Origin of the sequence: Streptomyces sp. M41(2017) (assembly GCF_002078175.1) — a bacterium.
In the GTDB taxonomy this organism is placed as follows: Bacteria; Actinomycetota; Actinomycetes; order Streptomycetales; family Streptomycetaceae; genus Streptomyces.
The window spans coordinates 50,336-69,454 of sequence record NZ_MWFK01000002.1; the positions used below are offsets into that span (position 1 = coordinate 50,336).

Consider the following 19,119-nt stretch of genomic DNA (forward strand, 5'->3'; position numbering starts at 1 on the left):
ATCGCCTTTCTGGTCCGCTGTGGTCACGGGGGCGGGGGTGCCCTGCGGCACGGGGGTGGGCGCGTCGGGTCCGCGGCGCGGTGGGCGTGCTCACAGGACGGAGCCGTTGCTGGTCCTCCTGCGCAGGCTGGGCCTGCTGGAGCGGGCGAGGTCCTGCCACATGTCGGACAGGCCCATGACGGTGCGGGCGGCGAACAGGCGGCGGATGGAGACTTCCTGGTTGAGTTCGGCGCGGATCAGGCCGACGAGGCGGATGGCGCGCAGCGAGTTGCCGCCGAGGTCGAAGAAGTCCTCGTCGATGCCGACCCGGTCCAGTTCGAGGACGTCGGCGAAGGCCGCGGCCAGGATCTTCTCGGTGTCGTTGCGGGGGGCCTTGTGGGTGTCGTGGTCGGTGGCCGGCGTCGGCTCGGGCAGTGCGGTGCGGTCGATGCGTCCGCCGGGGGTCAGCGGCAGCCGGTCGAGGACGGTGAACAGGGCGGGGACCTGGGGTTCGGGCAGCCGGGCGGCGGTGAAGCGGCGCAGTTCGTCGTCCGGGACGCTCGCGCCGTTCGCGGGGACGACGTAGGCCAGGAGCCGGGGCCGGCCTGCGCTGTCGGGGCGGACGGTGACGGCGCACTGGGCGAGGGCGGGGTGCTCGGCCAGGGCCTCCTCGGTCTCGGCGGGTTCGACGCCGGTGCCGCGCAGTTCGGCCCGGGTGCCGGGGCCGCCGACGTGGGTGAGGCGGCCGTCCTCGTCGCGGCGTGCGCGGTCCCCGGTGCGGTACATGAGGCTGCCGGGCGGGCCGGCGGGGCAGGGGACGAAGCGGGTGGCGGTGGCGGCGGGGTGGCCGAGGTAGCCGCGGGTCACGCCGGGGCCGGCCACGTACAGCTCTCCGGTGACGCCGGCGGGGACCGGTGCGAGGCCCGGGCCCAGCAGGTGCAGGGCGGTGTCGTGGCTGTGGCCGATCGTGCCCGCGGGGGGCAGCGGCTGGTCCGCGCTCACCGGGTGGCGGGCGGCGAACACGGTGCTTTCGGCGCTGCCGTGGCCGGTGACGACGTTCAGGTGGGGGCAGGCCTCGCGGATGCGGCGCAGGGCGGCGGCGGGCACGCGGTCGCCGCCGGTGACCACCTGGCGCAGCGGGGCGAGGAGCTCGGGGCGGCGGGCGGCGATCGCGGTGAGGCGGGCGGCGGGCAGCCACAGGGTGGTGATGGTGTCGGTGCCCCCGATCCGGGCCAGGGTGTCGTCCTCCCGTTCCCCGGGGGGTGTCACGACCACCCGGGCGCCGTTGAGGAGCGGTGTCCACAGTTCGAGGGCGAGGGCCTCGACGGTGTGCGGGCCGTGCCACAGCACGGTGTGCTCGCCGGTCCGGTGCCAGAGGGGGTCGGCAGCGAAGCGGGCCAGGTTGCGGTGGGTGAGGGCGACGGGTGCGTCGGCGCCGCCGTCGAGTGGGGTGTCCGCGACGGCGAACAGGGCCTGTGGGTGGGCGGGGACCGGGTGGTGCGCGGCCGCGTGGTCGTCGGCGGCGGCCGGGGCGGGGTCGTCGAGGACGATCACGGACAGGTCCGCGACGGCGGGGAGGATGGCGGCGGTCGCCGGGTCGGTGAGCAGGACGCGCGCGAAGGAGCGGGCGGCCTGCGTGGTGAGGTCACCGGCCGCGAGGGCGGGGTCCAGGGGCAGCCAGGCGGCGCCGGTCTTCGCTACCGCGAGCAGGGCGATGGCCAGGTCCGCCGATCGGGGCAGGGCGACCGCCACGACTGTCTCGGCCGCCACCGTGCGGGCGCGCAGGGCGGTGGCCAGCAGGCTCGAGCGGGCGTCCAGTTCGCGGTAGGTGAGGGTCGTGTCTCCGTCGGTGAGGGCGGTGGCGTCGGGGGTGCGTTCGGCCTGCCGGGCGAACAGGTGGGTGACCGTCTCCTGCGCGGCCGGGAGGCGGGGCTGCTCCTGCCGGCGGGCCGCGGTGGGCGTCCGCTCTCCCACGGCGTCGGCGGTCACGTCCAGGGAGCCGACGCTCTGGTCGCCGGCGGCGACCAGGGCGCGGACGTGGGCGATGAGTTCCTCGCCGATGAAGCGCAGTTCGGGGCGGGTGTAGAGGCGTTCGGGGGCGTCGAGGCGGATGAACAGGTCGCTGTCGGCGCTGCCGTCGGTGTAGACGCCGATGGACAGTTCGTCGAAGGTGCCGGTCGTCGCGCCGAAGTAGCGGGCCGGGCTGTCGCCGAAGTGGAGCTGCTGCACGAACTCGACGACGTTCAGGACGACGCCGAAGCTGCCGCGGTCGCTCAGGGGGGTGCCGGCGGCGCGCTGGATGTCGGAGTAGTGGCAGGCGGCGTGGTCGAAGATCTCGTACGTCTCGTCGACGAGCGTGTCGGCGATCTCGGTGAACGTCGCGTTCAGCGGCACCTTGGCGCGGACCGGGACCACGTTGACGGCGAGGCCGGGTGTTCTGCTGGCGACGCCGACGCGGTTGCCGACGGCCAGGGAGAGGAGGAAGTCGGGGCGGTCGCAGCGGTGCCGGACGAACACCGCGGCGGCGGCGGTCAGCATCGTGGACATCCATACGCCCATGGACTGCGCGGTCTGGGTCCAGGTGGCCGCTTCGGCGCGCGGGACGGTCAGGGTGCGGCTGGCCATGCCGATGGCGCCGGCCACCTGTGACCAGCGGTCGGCGCTGCTGAGCGGTTCGGCGAGCGCGGCGCGGGTGGTGTCGGACAGGGCGATGCGCGGGAGGCGGGCGGGTGGCGGTGCGTCGTTCAGGTAGTCGCGCCAGAACGCGGTGTCCTCGGTGAACTGCGGGGAGGCGAGGTAGCGGTCGGACTCGGCGGTGAAGGAGGCGGTGTCCCACTCGTGTTCGAGCGGCGGGACGTTCTCTCCGCGGGCGAGGGCCGTGTAGGCCTCGGCGAGGCGGCGGGAGAGGAGGCCGCCGGCGCCGAAGCCGTCGGATATGAGGTGGTGGTAGGCGATCACCAGGAGGGAGCGGTCGGCGGCGAGTTTCACCACGCCGAGCCGGAACAGCAGGTCCCGTTCCAGGTCGAAGGGCTCGCGCACCAGGTCGGCGAGCGCCTCGCGGGCCGCCTGTTCGGGGTCCGGCTCGGTGGCGAGGTCGAGGAGGAAGGGCCGCCAGTCGCCCAGGTCGCGGGGCACCAGGCGCAGCCCGTCCCCCGCCGTGTCGGTGAAGGTGACGCGCAGCACCTCCGCCTCGCCCATCACGTGCAGGAACGCGGACTCCATGACCGCCGTGTCCAGGTCGCCGGCCACGTCCCACATGGTCAGCGCGTGGTTCGGCGTGTCGGAAGCCATTTCCTGTGCCCGCCACAGCCCCTGGTGCGCAGACGACGCGCCGAACGAAGGCATACAGATCAACCCCTCAGCAAACAGGCCCGAATCGGAGGATTTCGCAGATCACCCCCACTGTCGGGGAAGTGACACTGCCGTTCAATGCACCCCGGTGGCCGGTGGGAGGGGGCCGCGGTGGTGCTTGCGGTGTCCCGCCGGCGGGACGCTCCCGCCGGGCGCGGGGCGCCCGGCGGGGGTGGTTCAGCTTGGTTCGCGGGTGGCCAGCAGGGACAGGACGTGGCCGGTGACGCGGCGGGGCGAGGGGTGGCGCAGCACCATGTTCGCCCGCAGTTTGAGTCCGGTGGAGGCGGTCAGGCGTTTGCTGAGTTCCGCCGAGAGCAGGGAGTCGAAGCCGAGTTCCTTGAACTCCTGGTCGGGGTCGACGAGTTGGCCGGAGGCGTGTCCGAGGACGACGGCGACCTTCTCCAGGACGTGGTCCAGCAGGACGGCGCCCGCCTCCTGCTCGGGGAGGGCGGCGAGCCGTTGCGGCAGGGGTACGGGCGGCTCGCCGGCGGGCGGTGCGGAGGTGGTGTCCTCGGGGGCGGCGGTCTCGGCGGCGCTTGTGGTGCGGGTGGAGTCGAGCCAGTACCGCCGGTGCTGGAAGGCGTAGGTGGGCAGGTCGACCCGGTGGCGGGTCCCGAAGAGCGGGCTGAGGTCCACCGGGCCGCCCTGGACGTGGAGTTGGGCGAGGTTGGCGACGACGGAGGCGACCTCGTCGCGGTTGCGGCGGATCGAGGACAGGACGAGTGCGTCGTCGAGGTCCTCGACGCTCTCCTGCACCGGGACGGTCAGGACGGGGTGCGGGCTCATCTCGATGAACACGCGGAATCCGTCGTCGGCCACCTTCCGTACCGATGTGGCGAATTGGACCTTTTCGCGGAGGTTGTCGTACCAGTAGCCGGCGTTCAGCCGGGCGGTGTCGATGACCTCGCCGTACAGGGTGGAGCAGAAGGGCACCGTCGATGTCTTCGGGGTCAGGTCGGTGAGCGGGCCCAGCACCTGCTCGCGGACGCGGGTCACGTGGTGGGAGTGGGAGGCGTAGTCGACGGAGATCCTGCGGGCCTGGGTACCTTCGGCGTTCATCTTCTCGATGAACTCGTCCAGGGCCTCCGGCTCCCCGGACACCACCACGGAGCGGGGCCCGTTGACGACGGCGACGCTCACCTGGCCGCTCCAGGGCGCGATCCTCTCCTGGACGGTCTGTTCCGGTGCGGCGACCGAGGCCATCGCGCCGTGTCCGATCAGGTCCACCAGTGCCTTGCTGCGCAAGGCCACGATCTTCGTGGCGTCGCGCAGGGACAGTGCGCCGCACACGTGGGCGGCGGCTATCTCGCCCTGGCTGTGGCCGATCACCGCGGCCGGTTCCACGCCCCAGGACCGCCACAGGGCGGCCAGCGACACCATGACGGAGAACAGGGCCGGCTGCAGGACGTCCACCCGGTCCAGTCCCGGTGCGCCGTCGGCGGCGCGCAGCACGTCCAGCAGGGACCAGTCGGTCCACTCGGCGAGGGCCTCGGCGCACGCGTCGAGAGCGCGGGCGAAGGCGGGGAAGGTGTCGTAGAGCCGGCGTCCCATGCCCACCCACTGCGAGCCCTGTCCGGGGAAGACGAAGACGGTCCCGCCGACGGTGCCCGCGCGGCCGCGGACCACGCCGGGGCTGTCCTGGCCCCGGCTCAGGGAGGTGAGTCCGTCGAGGAGTTCGGCGCGGGTGCGGCCCAGGACGACCGCGCGGTGCTCGAAGCGTGAGCGGCTGGACAGCAGCGACCAGCCGACGGCGGCGAGGTCCACCCCGGTGTCGGCGGCGGTGGCGTCGCGCAGTCTGGCCGCCTGCTGTTCGAGGGCCGCCGCGCTCTTGGCGGACACCACCCAGGGCACCAGACCGCCCACGACGCCCGCGGCAGGGGCGGGCCCGCTCTGCTCGTCGGCCCGTGCGCCGCGGCCCGGCTGCGGGGCCGGCTCGCTGTGCGGGGCCGGTTCGCTGTGCTCGGGGGCTTCTTCCAGGATCACGTGCACGTTGGTGCCGCTCACGCCGAACGACGACACCCCGGCGCGCCGCGGGCCCTGGGGCTTGTCCCAGCGGCGTCCCCGGGTGAGCAGTTCGACGCCGGCCGCGGCCCAGTCCACGTGCGGGGAGGGGGCGTCCACGTGCAGGGTGCGGGGCAGGTGGCGGTGGCGGATGGCCTGGACGGCCTTGATGACGGAGGCGACGCCGGCGGCGGCCTGGGCGTGGCCCATGTTCGACTTCAGCGATCCCAGCCACAGGGGCCGGCCCGGTTCGCGGTCCTGGCCGTAGGCGGCCAGCAGGGCGCCCGCCTCGATGGGGTCGCCGAGGACGGTTCCGGTGCCGTGCGCCTCGACCAGGTCGACCTCGCGGGCGCTGACCCGGGCGTTCGCCAGCGCCTTGCGGATGACGTTCTCCTGGGCGCGGCCGTTGGGGGCGGTCAGGCCGTTGCTGGCGCCGTCCTGGTTGACGGCGGAGCCGGCGACGACGGCGAGGACGGGGTGGCCGTTGCGGCGGGCGTCGGACAGTTTCTCCAGCAGGAGCACGCCCACGCCCTCGGCCCAGCCGGTGCCGTCCGCGCCGGCGGCGAAGGACTTGCAGCGGCCGTCGGGGGCGAGGCCCTTCTGGCGGGAGAACTCCACGAACAGTTCGGTCGTCGACATCACCAGGGCGCCGCCCGCCAGCGCCAGGGAGCACTCCCCCGCCCGCAGGGACTGTGCCGCCAGGTGCAGGGCGACCAGGGAGGAGGAGCAGGCGGTGTCCACCGACAGGGCCGGTCCGGTCAGGCCCATCTCGTAGGCGACGCGGCCGGAGGCGACGCTGAGGGTGCTGCCGTGCAGGACGTAGCCCTCCAGGCCGTTCTTCTGCCCTTCCAGGAAGCGGGAGCCGTACTCGGAGGAGCTGACGCCGGTGAACACGCCGACGTCGGTGCCGCGCACGGTGGCGGGGACGATGCCGGCCCGCTCGAAGGCCTCCCAGGAGGTCTCCAGGAGCAGGCGCTGCTGCGGGTCGGTGGCGAGGGCCTCGCGGGGGCTGATGCCGAAGAAGTCCGCGTCGAATCCGGCGACGTCGGACAGGAAGCCGCCGTGGCGGACGTAGGAGGTGCCGACGGTGTCGGGGTCGGGGTCGTAGACGTCGCGCCAGCCGCGGTCGGTGGGGAACGCGCCGACGACGTCGCGGCCCTCGCGGATCACCTCCCACAGGTCCTCGGGGCTCGACACGTCTCCGGGGTAGCGGCAGGCCATGGCGACGACGGCGATGGGCTCGCCGTGGCCGGCCTTGAGGGCGTCGTTCTCCTGCCGGAGCCGGTCGCGTTCCTCCAGCAGGGTGCGCAGGGCCCGCTGGACCCGGTCGGCGCCGTCCGCTGTGCGCTCTGCGGGGTTGGTGGTCATGTCCGTCATCTCTCGTCCAGGGCCAGGTCGACCAGTGCTTCCAGGTCCAGGTCCGACAGTTCGTCCGCGCCCATGTCCGGGTCCGGGTCCGCCGGGTGGGGGCCGGGGTCGGGGGTGAGGGGGTCGGCGCAGGCCAGGATCTGGTCGAGGAGGCCTGCCTCGCGCAGGCGGTCGGGTGTGAGGGTGTGCAGGATCTGCCGGATCCGCTCGTCGGCGTCGGCGTCGGCCTGCGGGTCGGGTTCGGGGCGGAGCAGGCCGACGAGGTGGCGGCCCAGTTCGCGGGGGGTGGGGTAGCTGAAGACGAGGGTGGAGGGCAGGCGCAGTCCGGTCGTGGCGGCGAGCCGGTTGCACAGTTCGACGGCGGTCAGGGAGTCGAAGCCGAGCTGGGTGAAGGCCTGGTCGGCGTCGACGGCGGCGCCGGAGGGGTGTCCCAGGACGATGGCGACCTGGTCGCGGATCCAGTCGGCGGCCGCGGCGTGGGCCTGGTCCTCGGGCAGGGTGGTCAGCCGGCCGGTCAGGGCGGCCTCGCCCGCCTGCCGGGGTGTGCCCGCCTCGGCGCGGGGGCGGCCGGCGGTGGCCAGCTCGCGCAGCAGGAGCGGCAGTTCGTCCGGGCTCCGCCGTCGCAGGGCCGCGAGGTCGACGCGGGCCGGGACGAGGACGGGTCTGCCGCTCGCGCGGGCGGCGTCGAACAGGGCCAGTGCCTCGGCGGTGGGCATCGGGGCGATGCCCATGCGGCGCAGCCGGGCGAGGTCGGCGCCCTGAAGGTCCTCGGTCATGGCGCTGCTCTGTTCCCACCAGCCCCAGCACAGTGAGGTGGTGGGCAGGCCCGCGGCGTGGCGCTGTGCGGCCAGGGCGTCCAGGAAGGCGTTGGCGGCGGCGTAGTTGGCCTGGCCGGCGGTGCCCAGGGTGCCGGCCAGGGCGGAGAAGTGGATGAACGCCGACAGGGGGCGGTCCTGGGTCAGTTCGTGCAGGTTCAGTGCGCCGCCGGCCTTGGCGTCCAGGGCGCGGTCCAGGTGGTCGGGGGTCAGGGACTCGACGGTGGCGTCGGCCAGGACGCCGGCGGCGTGGACGACCGCGGTCAGGGGACGGCCGCCGGGCAGGCCGTCCAGCAGGGCGGCCAGCGCGGTGCGGTCGGTGATGTCGACGGCGGCGACGTGGACGTCGGCGCCTGCCTCTTCGAGGTCGGCGACCAGGGCGGCTGCTCCGTGCGCGGCGGGGCCGCGGCGGCCGGCCAGGACGAGGCTGCGTACCCCGTGTTCGGCCACCAGGTGGCGGGCCATCAGGGAGCCCACTCCCCCGGTGCCGCCGGTGATCAGGACGGTGCCGCCGCCGAGGGTGCCGCCGACGTCCAGGACCAGTTTGCCGGTGTGGCGGCCCTGGCTCATCTCGCGGAACGCCGCCCGGGCGTCGCGGACGTCACGGACCGCGACCGGGTTCAGGTGGATGTGGCCGTCGGTGAACAGGTCCATGACGCAGCGGAACATGTCCTGGAGTGCGTCGGGGCCGGCCTCGTAGAGGTCGAAGGCCTGGTAGCGGACGTGGGGGTGGTCGGCCGCGATCTGCTGCGGGTCGCGGATGTCGGTCTTGCCCATCTCGGTGAAGTGGCCGCCGTGCGGCAGGAGTCGCAGGGAGGCGTCGACGAAGGCGTGGGCCAGGGAGTTCAGGACGACGTCCACGCCGCGGCCGGCGGTGGAGGTGAGGAACTTCGGTGCGAAGTCGAGGTCGCGGGAGGAGGCGAGGTGTTCGTCGTCCAGGCCCAGGGCGCGCAGGGCGGGCCACTTGGCCCGGCCCGCGGTCGCGTAGATCTCGGCGCCGACGTGCCGGGCGAGCTGGACGGCGGCCATGCCGACGCCGCCGGCCGCGGCGTGGATGAGGATCCGCTGCCCCTTCTGGAGGCGGTTGACGTGGAAGAGGGCGTAGTAGGCGGTCAGGAAGGTGGAGGGCACGGAGGCCGCTTCGGCGTAGCTCCACGCGTCGGGGATGGGGGTGAGCAGGCGGTGGTCGGCGACGGCGACGCGGCCGAAGGCGCCGGGGAAGATGCCGGTGACGCGGTCGCCGGGTGCCAGGCGGGTCACGTCGTCGGCGACGTCCAGGACGATGCCGGCGCCTTCGCTGCCCAGGCCCGCGTCCAGGGCGGTGCGGTCCACCAGGCCGAGCGCGATGGTGACGTCGCGGAAGTTGAGGCCGGCGGCCTGGACGGCGATGCGGACCTGTCCGCTCTCAAGGGGTGCCTCCACCTCGGGGCAGGGCACCCAGGTCAGGTTCTCCAGTGTGCCCCTGGTGGGGATGCCCAGGCGGTGCGGGCCGGGGGCCGGGGGGTCGATGCGGTGGGCGGCGGGCGCGGCCTGCGCCAGGCGTGGCAGCAGGAGGGTGCCGGCGCGCAGGGCGAGCTGGTCCTCGCCGAGGGTGAGGGCGTCCGGGATGCGGGCCAGGGAGGCCGGGTCGTCGTCGATGTCCAGCAGGCGGAACCGGCCGGGGTGTTCGGTCTGGGCGGAGCGGATCAGGCCCCATACGGACGCGCCGGTCAGGGAGGTGACGGGCTCCCCGGTGCCGGTGTCCTGGGCCAGGCGGGTGCAGATGACCAGGGTGGAGGCGGCGAGGGTCTCCTCGGCGAGGAAGCGCTGGATCTGGCTCAGGGTGTGCCCGGCCGTGTCGCGCAGGGCGGTGAGCGGATCGGCGCCGAGGGAGACGGCGTCGTCCGGGCACAGCACGATGTGTGCGGGGGGCGGGCCGGTGAGGACGTCGTCCAGGCCGGTGTGCGCGGTGCTGCGCCCGTCGGCCGCGGTGAGGTGGCCGGCCAGGCCGTCGGGGGTGCCGATGACGGCGTACCGGCTCCCGGTGGCCGGGTCGGCGGGGCGGGCCGGTTCCCCGGCTCCGGGCGGGGCGGGGTGCCACTGCAGTTCGTAGAGCGGCTGATGGCGGGTGCCGTGGGCGGCGTGGACCTGTTCGGGGCTCGCCGGGCGGAACGTGAGGGCGCGGATGCGGGCGAGGGTGCGGCCGTGTTCGTCGGCGACGGTCACCGCGACGGCGCCTTCGCCGGCCGGGGAGAGGCGGACCTTGACGGTCGGCCCGCAGGTCGCGGTGAGGTCGGCGCCGGACCAGGAGAAGGGCATCCAGCCCTGGTCGCCGGTCACTTCGATGACGCCGCCGGCGACGACCGCGTGCAGGACGGAGTCGAACAGGGCCGGGTGCAGGGCGAAGCCGTCGCCGGCCGAGGTGTCGCCGGAGACGGGCAGGGTGGCCAGCGCGAAGAGGTCCGTGCCGCGGCGCCACACCTCGCGCAGTCCGCGGAAGGTGGGGCCGTAGTCGAAGCCCGCGTCGGCCAGGGAGTCGTAGAGGCCCTCGATGGGCAGGGCGGTGGCGCCGGGCGGCGGCCACACGGCCGGCAGGCCCGCGTCCTGGGCCGCGACGGTGGTGGGCGGGGCCAGGGTTCCCATCGCGTGGCGGGTCCAGCCGCCGGCCGCCGGGTCGGTGTCGGCGCCGTCCGGGCGCGCGTACACGTCCAGGGAGCGGCGGCCGCTCTCGTCCGGGGCCCCGGCGACCAGCCGTATCCGGATCCCGCCCGGGTCGGGCAGGATCAGCGGTACTTCCAGGGAGAGTTCCTCGACGGCGGGGCAGCCGAGGCGGTCGCCGACGGACAGGGCCAGGTCGAGGTAGGCGGTCGCGGGGACGACGGCCGCGCCGAAGACGCTGTGGTCGGCCAGCCAGGGGTGGGTGCGCAGGGACCACAGGTCGCTGAAGACGCTCTCGCCGGTTGTGGGGTGGTCCAGGACGGCGCCCAGCAGGGGGTGTCCGGGGGCGGTCAGGCCCGCGGAGGCGATGCCGGGGCCCTGGGTGCCGGCGGCCTGGAAGTCCAGCCAGTAGCGCCGGCGCTGGAAGGCGTAGGTGGGCAGGTCGAGGGTGCGGCGGGGGCCGGACAGCGCGCCGAGGTCGACCGGGTGGCCGTGCACGTGCAGACGGGCGAGGAGGGTGATCAGGGCCTGGGGTCCGCCGCGGTCGCGGCGGGCCGCGGACAGTACCAGCGCGTCGTCGACGCCCTGGTGGGCGAAGGCCTCCTGGGTCATGCCGGTGAGGGTGGCTCCCGGGCCCACCTCGACGAAGACGCGTGTGCCGGCCGCGCGGGCGCACTCGACGGCGTCGTGGAAGCGGACGGGTGCGCGGACGTGGTCCACCCAGTGGGCGACGGAGGCCAGTTCCTCGCCGGTGGCCTCGCGGCCCAGCCGTGTCGAGACGACGGGGATCGCCGTCGCGCCGGCGGCCAGTCCCGTGACGGCCTGCCCGAACTCGGCGAGGACGGGGTCCATGAGCGGGGAGTGGAAGGCGTGGTCGACGGGGAGGAGTTTCGCCGAGGTGCCGGCGGCGACGAGCTGGTCGCGCAGGGCGTGGACCTCCTCGCGCAGGCCCGAGACCACCACCGACTCCGGGCCGTTGACCGCCGCGATGCCGGTCCGCCCGTAGGGGGCGAGGAGGGGGGTCAGGTGGGCTTCCGCGGCGCGGACGGCGAGCATGGCGCCGTGTTCGGTCACCGTCTGCATGATCCGTCCGCGGGCGGCGACCAGGCGGGCGGCGTCGTCCAGGGTGAGGGCGCCGGACACGTGCGCGGCGGCGATCTCACCGACCGAGTGGCCGATCAGGCGGTCCGGGGCCGGGAGGTGGGCGGTCAGGAGCCGGTAGAGGCTGACCTGCAGGGCGAACAGGGCCGGCTGTGCGATGTCGGTCCGTTCGCGGCCGGCGGGTTCCTCGGCGAGCAGGACGGACCTCAGGTCGATGGGGAGGTGGGCGTCGAAGTGTGCGCAGACCTCGTCGAGGCTGCGGGCGAAGACGGGGAAGGTGTCGTACAGCTGCCGTGCCGCGCCGGCCCAGGGGGATCCCTGGCCGGGGAACATGAAGGCGGTGCCGCCGGGTTCACCGGCGACGCCGCGTACCACGGCGGCGGACTCCTCGCCCCGGTTCAGCGCTGTGAGGGCGTCGAGGAGTTCGTCGCGGGTGCGGCCCAGGACGACCGCGCGGTGCTCGAAGCGTGCGCGGCTCGCCGCCAGTGACCAGCCGACGTCGGCGAGGTCGGGGGGCGGGCTGCCTGCGGCGGCGAAGTCGCGCAGTCTGCCGGCCTGGGCGCGCAGTGCCTGCTCCGAGCGGGCCGACACCGGCCATGCCGTCACCTCGGCCGTGAAGGAGGGCTGCCGGGCGTCGGGGCCGGGCGTCGTCCCGGTGCTGTCGGAGGGCGTGTCCTGTGCGGGGGGTGGGGGCTGTTCCTGGGGGGCCTGTTCGAGGATGAGGTGGGCGTTGGTGCCGCTCGCGCCGAAGCTGGACACCCCGGCCCGGCGGGGCCGTTCGGGTGTGCCGGTCCAGTCGCGGGCCTCGGTGAGGAGCTGTACCGCTCCTGCCGTCCAGTCGACGTGGGTGGAGGGGCGGTCGACGTGCAGGGTGCGGGGCAGCACTCCGTGCCGCATCGCCATGATCATTTTGATGATGCCGCCCACCCCGGCGGCCGCCTGGGTGTGGCCGATGTTCGACTTCAGCGAGCCCAGCCACAGCGGGCGGTCCGCCTCCCGGTCCTGGCCGTAGGTGGCCAGGACCGCCTGGGCCTCGATGGGGTCGCCGAGTGTGGTGCCGGTGCCGTGGGCCTCCACCGCGTCCACGTCGCCCGCCTTGAGCCGGGCGTCGGCCAGGGCGGCGCGGATGACGCGCTGCTGGGCCGGGCCGCTCGGTGCGGTCAGTCCGTTGGAGGCTCCGTCCTGGTTGATCGCGGAGCCGCGGATCACCGCCCAGATGCGGCGGCCGTTGCGGCGGGCGTCGGAGAGCCGCTCCAGGACGAGCATGCCGACGCCCTCGGCGAAGCCGGTGCCGTCGGCGGCGTCCGCGAACGCCTTGCAGCGGCCGTCCTCGGACAGGCCCCGCTGGCGGGACATCTCCCGGAACACCTGCGGCATCGCCATGACGGTGACGCCGCCGGCCAGCGCGAGGCCGCATTCGTCGTTGCGCAGCGACCGCACCGCCTGGTGCACCGCCACCAGGGAGGAGGAGCAGGCGGTGTCCGTGGAGAGGGCGGGGCCCTGAAGGCCCAGCGCGTAGGAGATCCGGCCCGAGGCGACGCTCAGCAGGGAGCCGGTCTGGGCGTAGCCCGCGATGCTCTCGGGGGTGTCGAAGTGGTTGCCGTATCCGAAGTAGGCGAGGCCGGCGAACACGCCGGTGCTGCTGCCGTGCAGGGTGTGCGGGTCGATGCCGGCGCGTTCCAGGGATTCCCAGGAGGTCTCCAGCAGGAGCCGGTGCTGCGGGTCGGCGGCGAGTGCCTCGCGCGGGTTGATCTCGAAGAAGTCGGCGTCGAAGTCCCCGGCGTCGTAGAGGAATCCGCCCGAGCGGGTGGAGGAGGTGCCGGCCCGGCCCGGGTCCGGGTCGGCGAGGTGATCGAGGTCCCAGTTGCGGTCCTCGGGGAAGGCGGACACCACGTCCGCGCCCTCGCGCACCAGGTCCCACAGGGCCTCCGGGGAGGTGGCGCCGCCGGGATAGCGGCAGGCGACGCCGACCACCGCGATGGGTTCGGCGGCCGCCTCCGTCACCTCCTTCAGGCGTGTGCGGGTCTCGATCAGTTCGATCGATGTCCGCTTGAGGTAGTCGAGGACGTCGGCGTTGCTGTCGTTGGTCATCGCTCTCCCCTAGCCGAGCTCTTTGTCCAGCAGCGCGAGAAGGTCTCCCGCCGAGGCCGAACTGATCTGGTCGGCGATGCCGACCGGTGATCCGGCGCCCGCCAGTGAACGGACTCGGCCCTGGAGCTCGCCGAGCAGAGTGGAAATGGTGGTCTGGTCCTTGTGTGCGAGGAGGAGGAACGCGTCCTCCAGCCGGGCGCCGAGTTCCTCGATCTCCTGGGCCAGATGACCGGCCGCCGACTCGGGCTCCTGGGCGGGTCCGGGGGTGATGCTCCCGGTGAGGAACTGGGCGAGGGCGCCCGGGGTGGGATGGTCGAACACGAGCGTGGCGGGCAGCTTCAGGCCGGTGACCGCGGAGAGTTTGTTGCGCAGTTCCAGCGCGGTGAGCGAGTCGATCCCCAGGGTGCGGAACGTGGCGGCCGGGCCGATCCGTGTGGTGTCCGGGTGGCCCAGGACGGCCGCGGTCTGTGCCCGGACGGTGTCCAGGAGCAGGGTCTGCGCGTCGGCGGGCGAGAGGCCGGCGAGCTGCTCGGCGAGCGTGGCGCCGGCCGGCTCGGGGCCGGCGGGGCCGTCCGTCGTCGCCGGTGTGCCGGTCAGGGCGCGCAGCAGCGGGGAGACCGGGACGGCGGGTGTGCCGGGGGCGGGGCGGTGCAGGCGGGTGGGCACCAGGACCGGGCGGTGGGCGTGCAGTGCCGCGTCGAAGAGGGCGAGTCCCTGGTCCGTCGACATGGGCTGGATGCCCTGGCGTTGCAGGCGGACGATGTCCGCGTCGGCGAGGTCGGCGCTCATCTCGCTGCGCTGGGACCAAAAGCCCCAGCACAGTGCGGTGGCGGGCAGTCCGGCGGCGGTGCGGGCGTCGGCGAGGGCGTCGAGGAAGGCGTTGGCGGCCGCGTAGTTGGCCTGTCCGGCGGTGCCCAGCACGCCGGCGACGGAGGAGAACAGGACGAACGCGGACAGGTCCAGGTGCCGGGTCAGCTCGTGCAGGTTCCAGGCGCCGTGCGTCTTGGGTGCCAGGACCGCGTCCACGCGGTCCTCGGTGAGGGCCTCGACGACGCCGTCGTCGAGGAGACCGGCGCAGTGGATCACCGCGGACAGCGGGTGGCCGGCCGGGCGTGCGGCGATCAGGCCGGCGACCGCGGCGCGGTGGGTGACGTCGCAGGCGACGATCTCCACCTGGGCGCCCGCGGCGGTCAGTTCCTGGTGCAGTTGTGCCGCGCCGGGGGCGTCCGGTCCGCGCCTGCTGGTGAGCAGCAGGCGTCGCACGCCGTGCCGTTGTACGAGGTGGTGGGCCAGCAGCGCGCCCAGGCCGCTGGTGCCGCCGGTGATCAGTACGGTGCCCGATCCGAGCGCGGGTGTGTCCTGTTCGCCGGTGCGGGTGTCGCCGGCGGTGGCGGGGTCGGGCAGGTGGGCCAGCTGCGGGGTGGTCACGGCGCCGGCGCGGATCTTGAGCTGGGCCTCCGCGGTGGCGGCGGCCGCCGGGACCAGGGCGTGCGAGGCGGGCAGGTCGTCGGTGTCGACGAGGGTGAAGCGGCCCGGGTTCTCGGTCTGCGCGGTGCGCAGGAATCCCCAGACCGCGGCGGCCACCGGGTCGGCGGGGGCGCCGGGGCCGTCGCCGAACGCGCCGCGGGTCACCAGGACCAGGCGGGAGGCGGAGAACCGGTCGTCGGCGAGCCAGTCCTTGGCCAGGCCCAGGACGCGGTGCAGGGCCCGCTCGGTGGCGGCCGGAACCTCCGCGTCGCTGCCGGTGCGGGTCTCCGGGTGGTCGAGGGCGGTGATGACGAGCGGGGGGATCTCCCGTCCGGAGGCGGCGAGTCGGGCCGGCGAGGCGAACACGGTGTCGCCCGGTGCGGGAGGGGCGGCGGGCGGGCTGCCCGGGGCGGCGAGGACCGCGTAGGGGGCGGTGGTGGCCGGGACGGGCAGGGGCGTCCAGTCGATCGCGAAGAGGGCGTCGCGGGTGTCGAAGCCCAGCGCGGTCAGCTGTCCCGCGTCCGCGGGGGCCAGGGTCAGGGCGGCGATGGAGGCGACGGGTGTTCCGTGCCGGTCCGCGATGCTCACCGACAGCGTGTCCGGCCCCGCGGGGGCCAGGCGCACGCGCAGCGGGCCGGGGCGGGCGGCACTGACGCGCAGGCCCGTCAGGCGCAGCGGCAGCCAGCCCTCGGGGCGGGCGGTGTCGACGAACTCGCCCAGGCCGACGGGCAGGAGTGCCGCGTGGAGCAGGGCGGGGTCGATCCGGAAACCGGTCCGGCCGGTGCCGTCGGGGGCCGGTTCGACCTCGGCGAACAGGGTCTCGCCCCGGCGCCACACCTTGGTCAGGGCACGCAGCAGGGGTCCGTGGTGGATGCCGAGGGCGGCGAGGCGGGTGTACTCGTCCTCGAAGGGGACGGGGTCGGCGCCTGCGGGCGGCCACACGGCCAGGCTCTCCGGCACAGGGCCGGCCGGGACGGCGGGGCCGGCCGAGATGCCGGAGGCGTCGGGAGCGGCGGGGCTGTCGGAGGTGTCGGGGCCGGCGGGGGTGTCGGTGATGGCGGTGCCCACCGCGTTGCGGGTCCAGTGGGTCTCGCCGTCGGCGCGGGAGTGCACGCTCAGGACGCGGTCCGCGTCGATGACCACGCGCAGGTCGCGTTCGGTGGTGCGGGAGAGCACCAGGGGTGTCTCCAGGGTGAGTTCACCGACGGCGGGGCAGCCGGCCTTGTCCGCCGCCCATGCCGCGAGTTCGGCCAGCACGGCCGCGGGGACCAGGGCGGCGCCGTGGACGGTGTGCTCGGCGAGCCAGGGGTGGCGTTCCAGCGACAGGCGTCCGCGGGCCGCCACGCCGCCGCCGGTGGCGTCGGCGCCTGCGGGCAGGTCGACGACGGCGTCGAGCAGGGGGTGGTCGGAGGTGGACAGGGCGGTGGACTCGCCGGGGGTGTCCAGCCAGTAGCGGCGGCGCTGGAAGGCGTAGGTGGGCAGGTCGGGCGGCGGGCCGTCCTGGCCGGGGAAGGCGGCCTGCCAGGCCACCGGGGTGCCGGCGACGAAGGCTTCGGCGGCCGACCGGTACAGGCGGGCGAGTCCGCCCTCGCCGCGGCGCAGTGAGCCGACCGCGAAGCCGGTGGCGCCGGGGGTGGTGTCGAGGATCTCCTGGACGTTCATCGTGAGCAGCGGGTGCGGGCTGAGCTCGATGACGGTGCCGGTGGGCTGTTCGGCGGCCAGGCGCCGCATGGCGGCGTGGAAGCGGACGGGTTCGCGCAGGTTGCGGAACCAGTAGGCGCTGTCCAGGGCGGCGGGGTCGATCAGGTCGCCGGTCACCGTGGAGTAGATCGGCACCGTGGTCGGGTGGGGTGTGATGCGGCCCAGGCCCTCGATGAGCGCGTCGTGGAACTGGTCCATGAGCCGGGAATGGCCGGGAACGCTGGACTTGACCAGGCGGGCGCGGGCGCCCTGGGCCTCGCAGGCGGCGACCAGTTCGCGTACCGCGGTGCTCTCGCCGGAGACGGTCGTGGAGCCCGGGCCGTTGACCGCGGCGATCCCGACCCGGTCCGCCCACCGCTCCAGCAGCTCCCCCACCCGCTGTTCGGGCAGCAGGATCGCGGCCATGCTGCCCTGTCCGGCGGCGGTGGCCAGCAGCCGGGAGCGCAGGGCGACGATCCTGGCGGCGTCGTCCAGGGTCAGGGCGCCGGCGATGTGGGCGGCGGCGATCTCGCCCTGGGAGTGGCCGATGACCGCGTCGGGTGTCACACCCAGCGAGCGCCACAGCTGGGCCAGTGCGACCATCACGGCGAACAGGGCCGGCTGGACGACGTCGATGTCGTCCAGGTCGGCGGCGTCCGGGCCGCCGCACACGGTGTCGATCAGCGGCCAGTCGACATACGGCTCCAGGGCTGTGGCGCAGGCGCGCAGCGCCTGGGCGAAGACCGGGGAGGTCTCCCACAGTTCCCGGCCCATCGCGACCCACTGGGCGCCCTGTCCGGGCAGCACGAAGACGGTGCGGCCGGCCGGTTTCGCGACGCCCGACACCAGGGCGGCGGGGCTGTTGTCCTCGCCGGCGGCGACGGCGGCCAGGGCGGCCAGGAGGTCCTGGCGGCCGGTGCCGATCACCACCTGGCGGTGGTCGAAGAGGGAGCGGGTGCTCACCAGGGCGTGTCCGAGGGCGTCGAGCGGCAGACCGGGGGCGGCGGCGAGGCGTTCGTGCAGCAGCCGGGCCTGGCCGCGCAGGGCCTCCGGGGACTTCGCCGACAGCACCCACGGCAGCACACCGCCCGGGGCCGCGGTGGCCGGCCCGGCGGTGGCGGGCGGGGAGGCGGGCGTGCCGGCGGCCGGTACGGCGTCGGGGGCCTGCCCGGCCGCACCCGCGCCCGCGCCGTGGCCGTCATGGTGGCTGTGGTTGTCATGGGGTTGTCCGGTGTCGTGCGGGGGCTGTTCGAGGATGAGGTGGGCGTTGGTGCCGCTGATGCCGAAGCTGGACACCCCGGCCCGGCGGGGCCGTTCGGGTGTGCCGGTCCAGTCGCGGGCCTCGGTGAGGAGCTGTACCGCTCCTGCCGTCCAGTCGACGTGGGTGGAGGGGCGGTCGACGTGCAGGGTGCGGGGCAGCACTCCGTGCCGCATCGCCATGATCATTTTGATGATGCCGCCCACCCCGGCGGCCGCCTGGGTGTGGCCGATGTTCGACTTCAGCGAGCCCAGCCACAGCGGGCGGTCCGCCTCCCGGTCCTGGCCGTAGGTGGCGAGCAGGGCCTCGGCCTCCATCGGGTCGCCCAGCCGGGTGCCGGTGCCGTGCGCCTCCACCGCGTCCACCGCGGCGGCGGGCAGGCCGGCGTCGGCCAGGGCGGCGCGGATGACGCGCCGCTGCGCCAGTTCGCTGGGCGCGGTCAGTCCGTTGGAGGCGCCGTCCTGGTTGATCGCGGAGCCGCGGATCACCGCCCAGATGCGGCGGCCGTTGCGCACGGCGTCGGAGAGTTTCTCCAGGACCAGGACGCCCGCGCCCTCGGAGAAGCCGGTGCCGTCGGCGGCGTCCGCGAACGCCTTGCACCGGCCGTCCTCGGACAGGCCCCGCTGACGGGCGAGTTCCACGAACAGGCCCGGCGTGGGCAGCGTGGAGACCCCGCCCGCCAGGGCCAGGGTGCACTCCCCCGACCGCAGGGACCGCACGGCCTGGTGGACGGCGACGAGCGAGGACGAGCAGGCGGTGTCGGTGGACAGGGCCGGGCCCTCCAGCCCCAGGACGTAGGCCACCCGGCCCGAGGCGACGCTGGTGTAGGTGCCGGCGATCGCGAAGCCCTCCACCTCGCCGGCCGCCCCGCCGCCCATCCGCGGGCCGTAGTCGACGGCGTACAGGCCGGTGAACACGCCGGTCGGCGAGCCGCGCAGGCCGGCCGGGTCGATGCCCGCCCGCTCCAGCGCCTCCCAGGAGGTCTCCAGCATGAGGCGCTGCTGGGGGTCCATCGCCAGCGCCTCGCGCGGGCTGATCCCGAAGAACGGCGCGTCGAACTCCGCGAGGCCGTCCAGGAATCCGCCGGTGCGGGTGTACGTCCTGCCGTGCGCCTCGGGGTCCGGGTCGTACAGCGCGTCCAGGTCCCAGCCGCGGTCGCGGGGGAAGTCGCCCATCGCGTCCACACCCTCGGACACGACGTCCCACAGCCCTTCGGGCGAGGTCACCCCGCCCGGGAAGCGACACCCCACGCCCACGACCGCGATGGGCTCGCGTGCGGATTCCTCCAGCTCGCGCACCCGCTCACGCAGCTCCTGCGCGTCGCCGACGGCGCGTCGCAAGTAGGACCGGAGCTTGTCGACATCCTCCACC

At 74.8% G+C, this 19,119-nt stretch carries 4 protein-coding genes; all 4 read right to left on the reverse strand.

Annotated features, from left to right (window positions below):
- Window positions 1-90: 90 nt before the first annotated feature.
- Window positions 91-3,324, reverse strand: a complete 3,234-nt coding sequence (locus B0675_RS25930; protein WP_081222054.1) for an AMP-binding protein — start codon at window positions 3,322-3,324, stop codon at window positions 91-93.
- A 183-nt stretch (window positions 3,325-3,507) separates the two neighbouring features.
- Entirely contained in the window at window positions 3,508-6,699 is a 3,192-nt protein-coding gene (locus B0675_RS25935; protein ID WP_206602736.1) for a type I polyketide synthase, read from the reverse strand.
- Between the two features lie 5 nt (window positions 6,700-6,704).
- The gene (locus B0675_RS25940) at window positions 6,705-13,343 is read right to left on the reverse strand and encodes a type I polyketide synthase (protein WP_081222056.1); all 6,639 of its coding nucleotides are present in this window, start codon (window positions 13,341-13,343) and stop codon (window positions 6,705-6,707) included.
- A 9-nt stretch (window positions 13,344-13,352) separates the two neighbouring features.
- On the reverse strand, window positions 13,353-19,118 hold the full coding sequence (locus B0675_RS25945) for a type I polyketide synthase (protein WP_143661103.1): 5,766 nt from the start codon (window positions 19,116-19,118) through the stop codon (window positions 13,353-13,355).
- Window position 19,119 lies beyond the last annotated feature (1 nt).

Excerpts from the sequence above, each read along its gene's own strand:
- B0675_RS25930 (WP_081222054.1), bottom strand. The coding sequence starts at position 3,324 with ATGCCTTCGTTCGGCGCGTCGTCTGCGCACCAGGGGCTGTGGCGGGCA.
- B0675_RS25935 (WP_206602736.1), bottom strand. The coding sequence starts at position 6,699 with ATGACCACCAACCCCGCAGAGCGCACAGCGGACGGCGCCGACCGGGTC.
- B0675_RS25940 (WP_081222056.1), bottom strand. The coding sequence starts at position 13,343 with ATGACCAACGACAGCAACGCCGACGTCCTCGACTACCTCAAGCGGACA.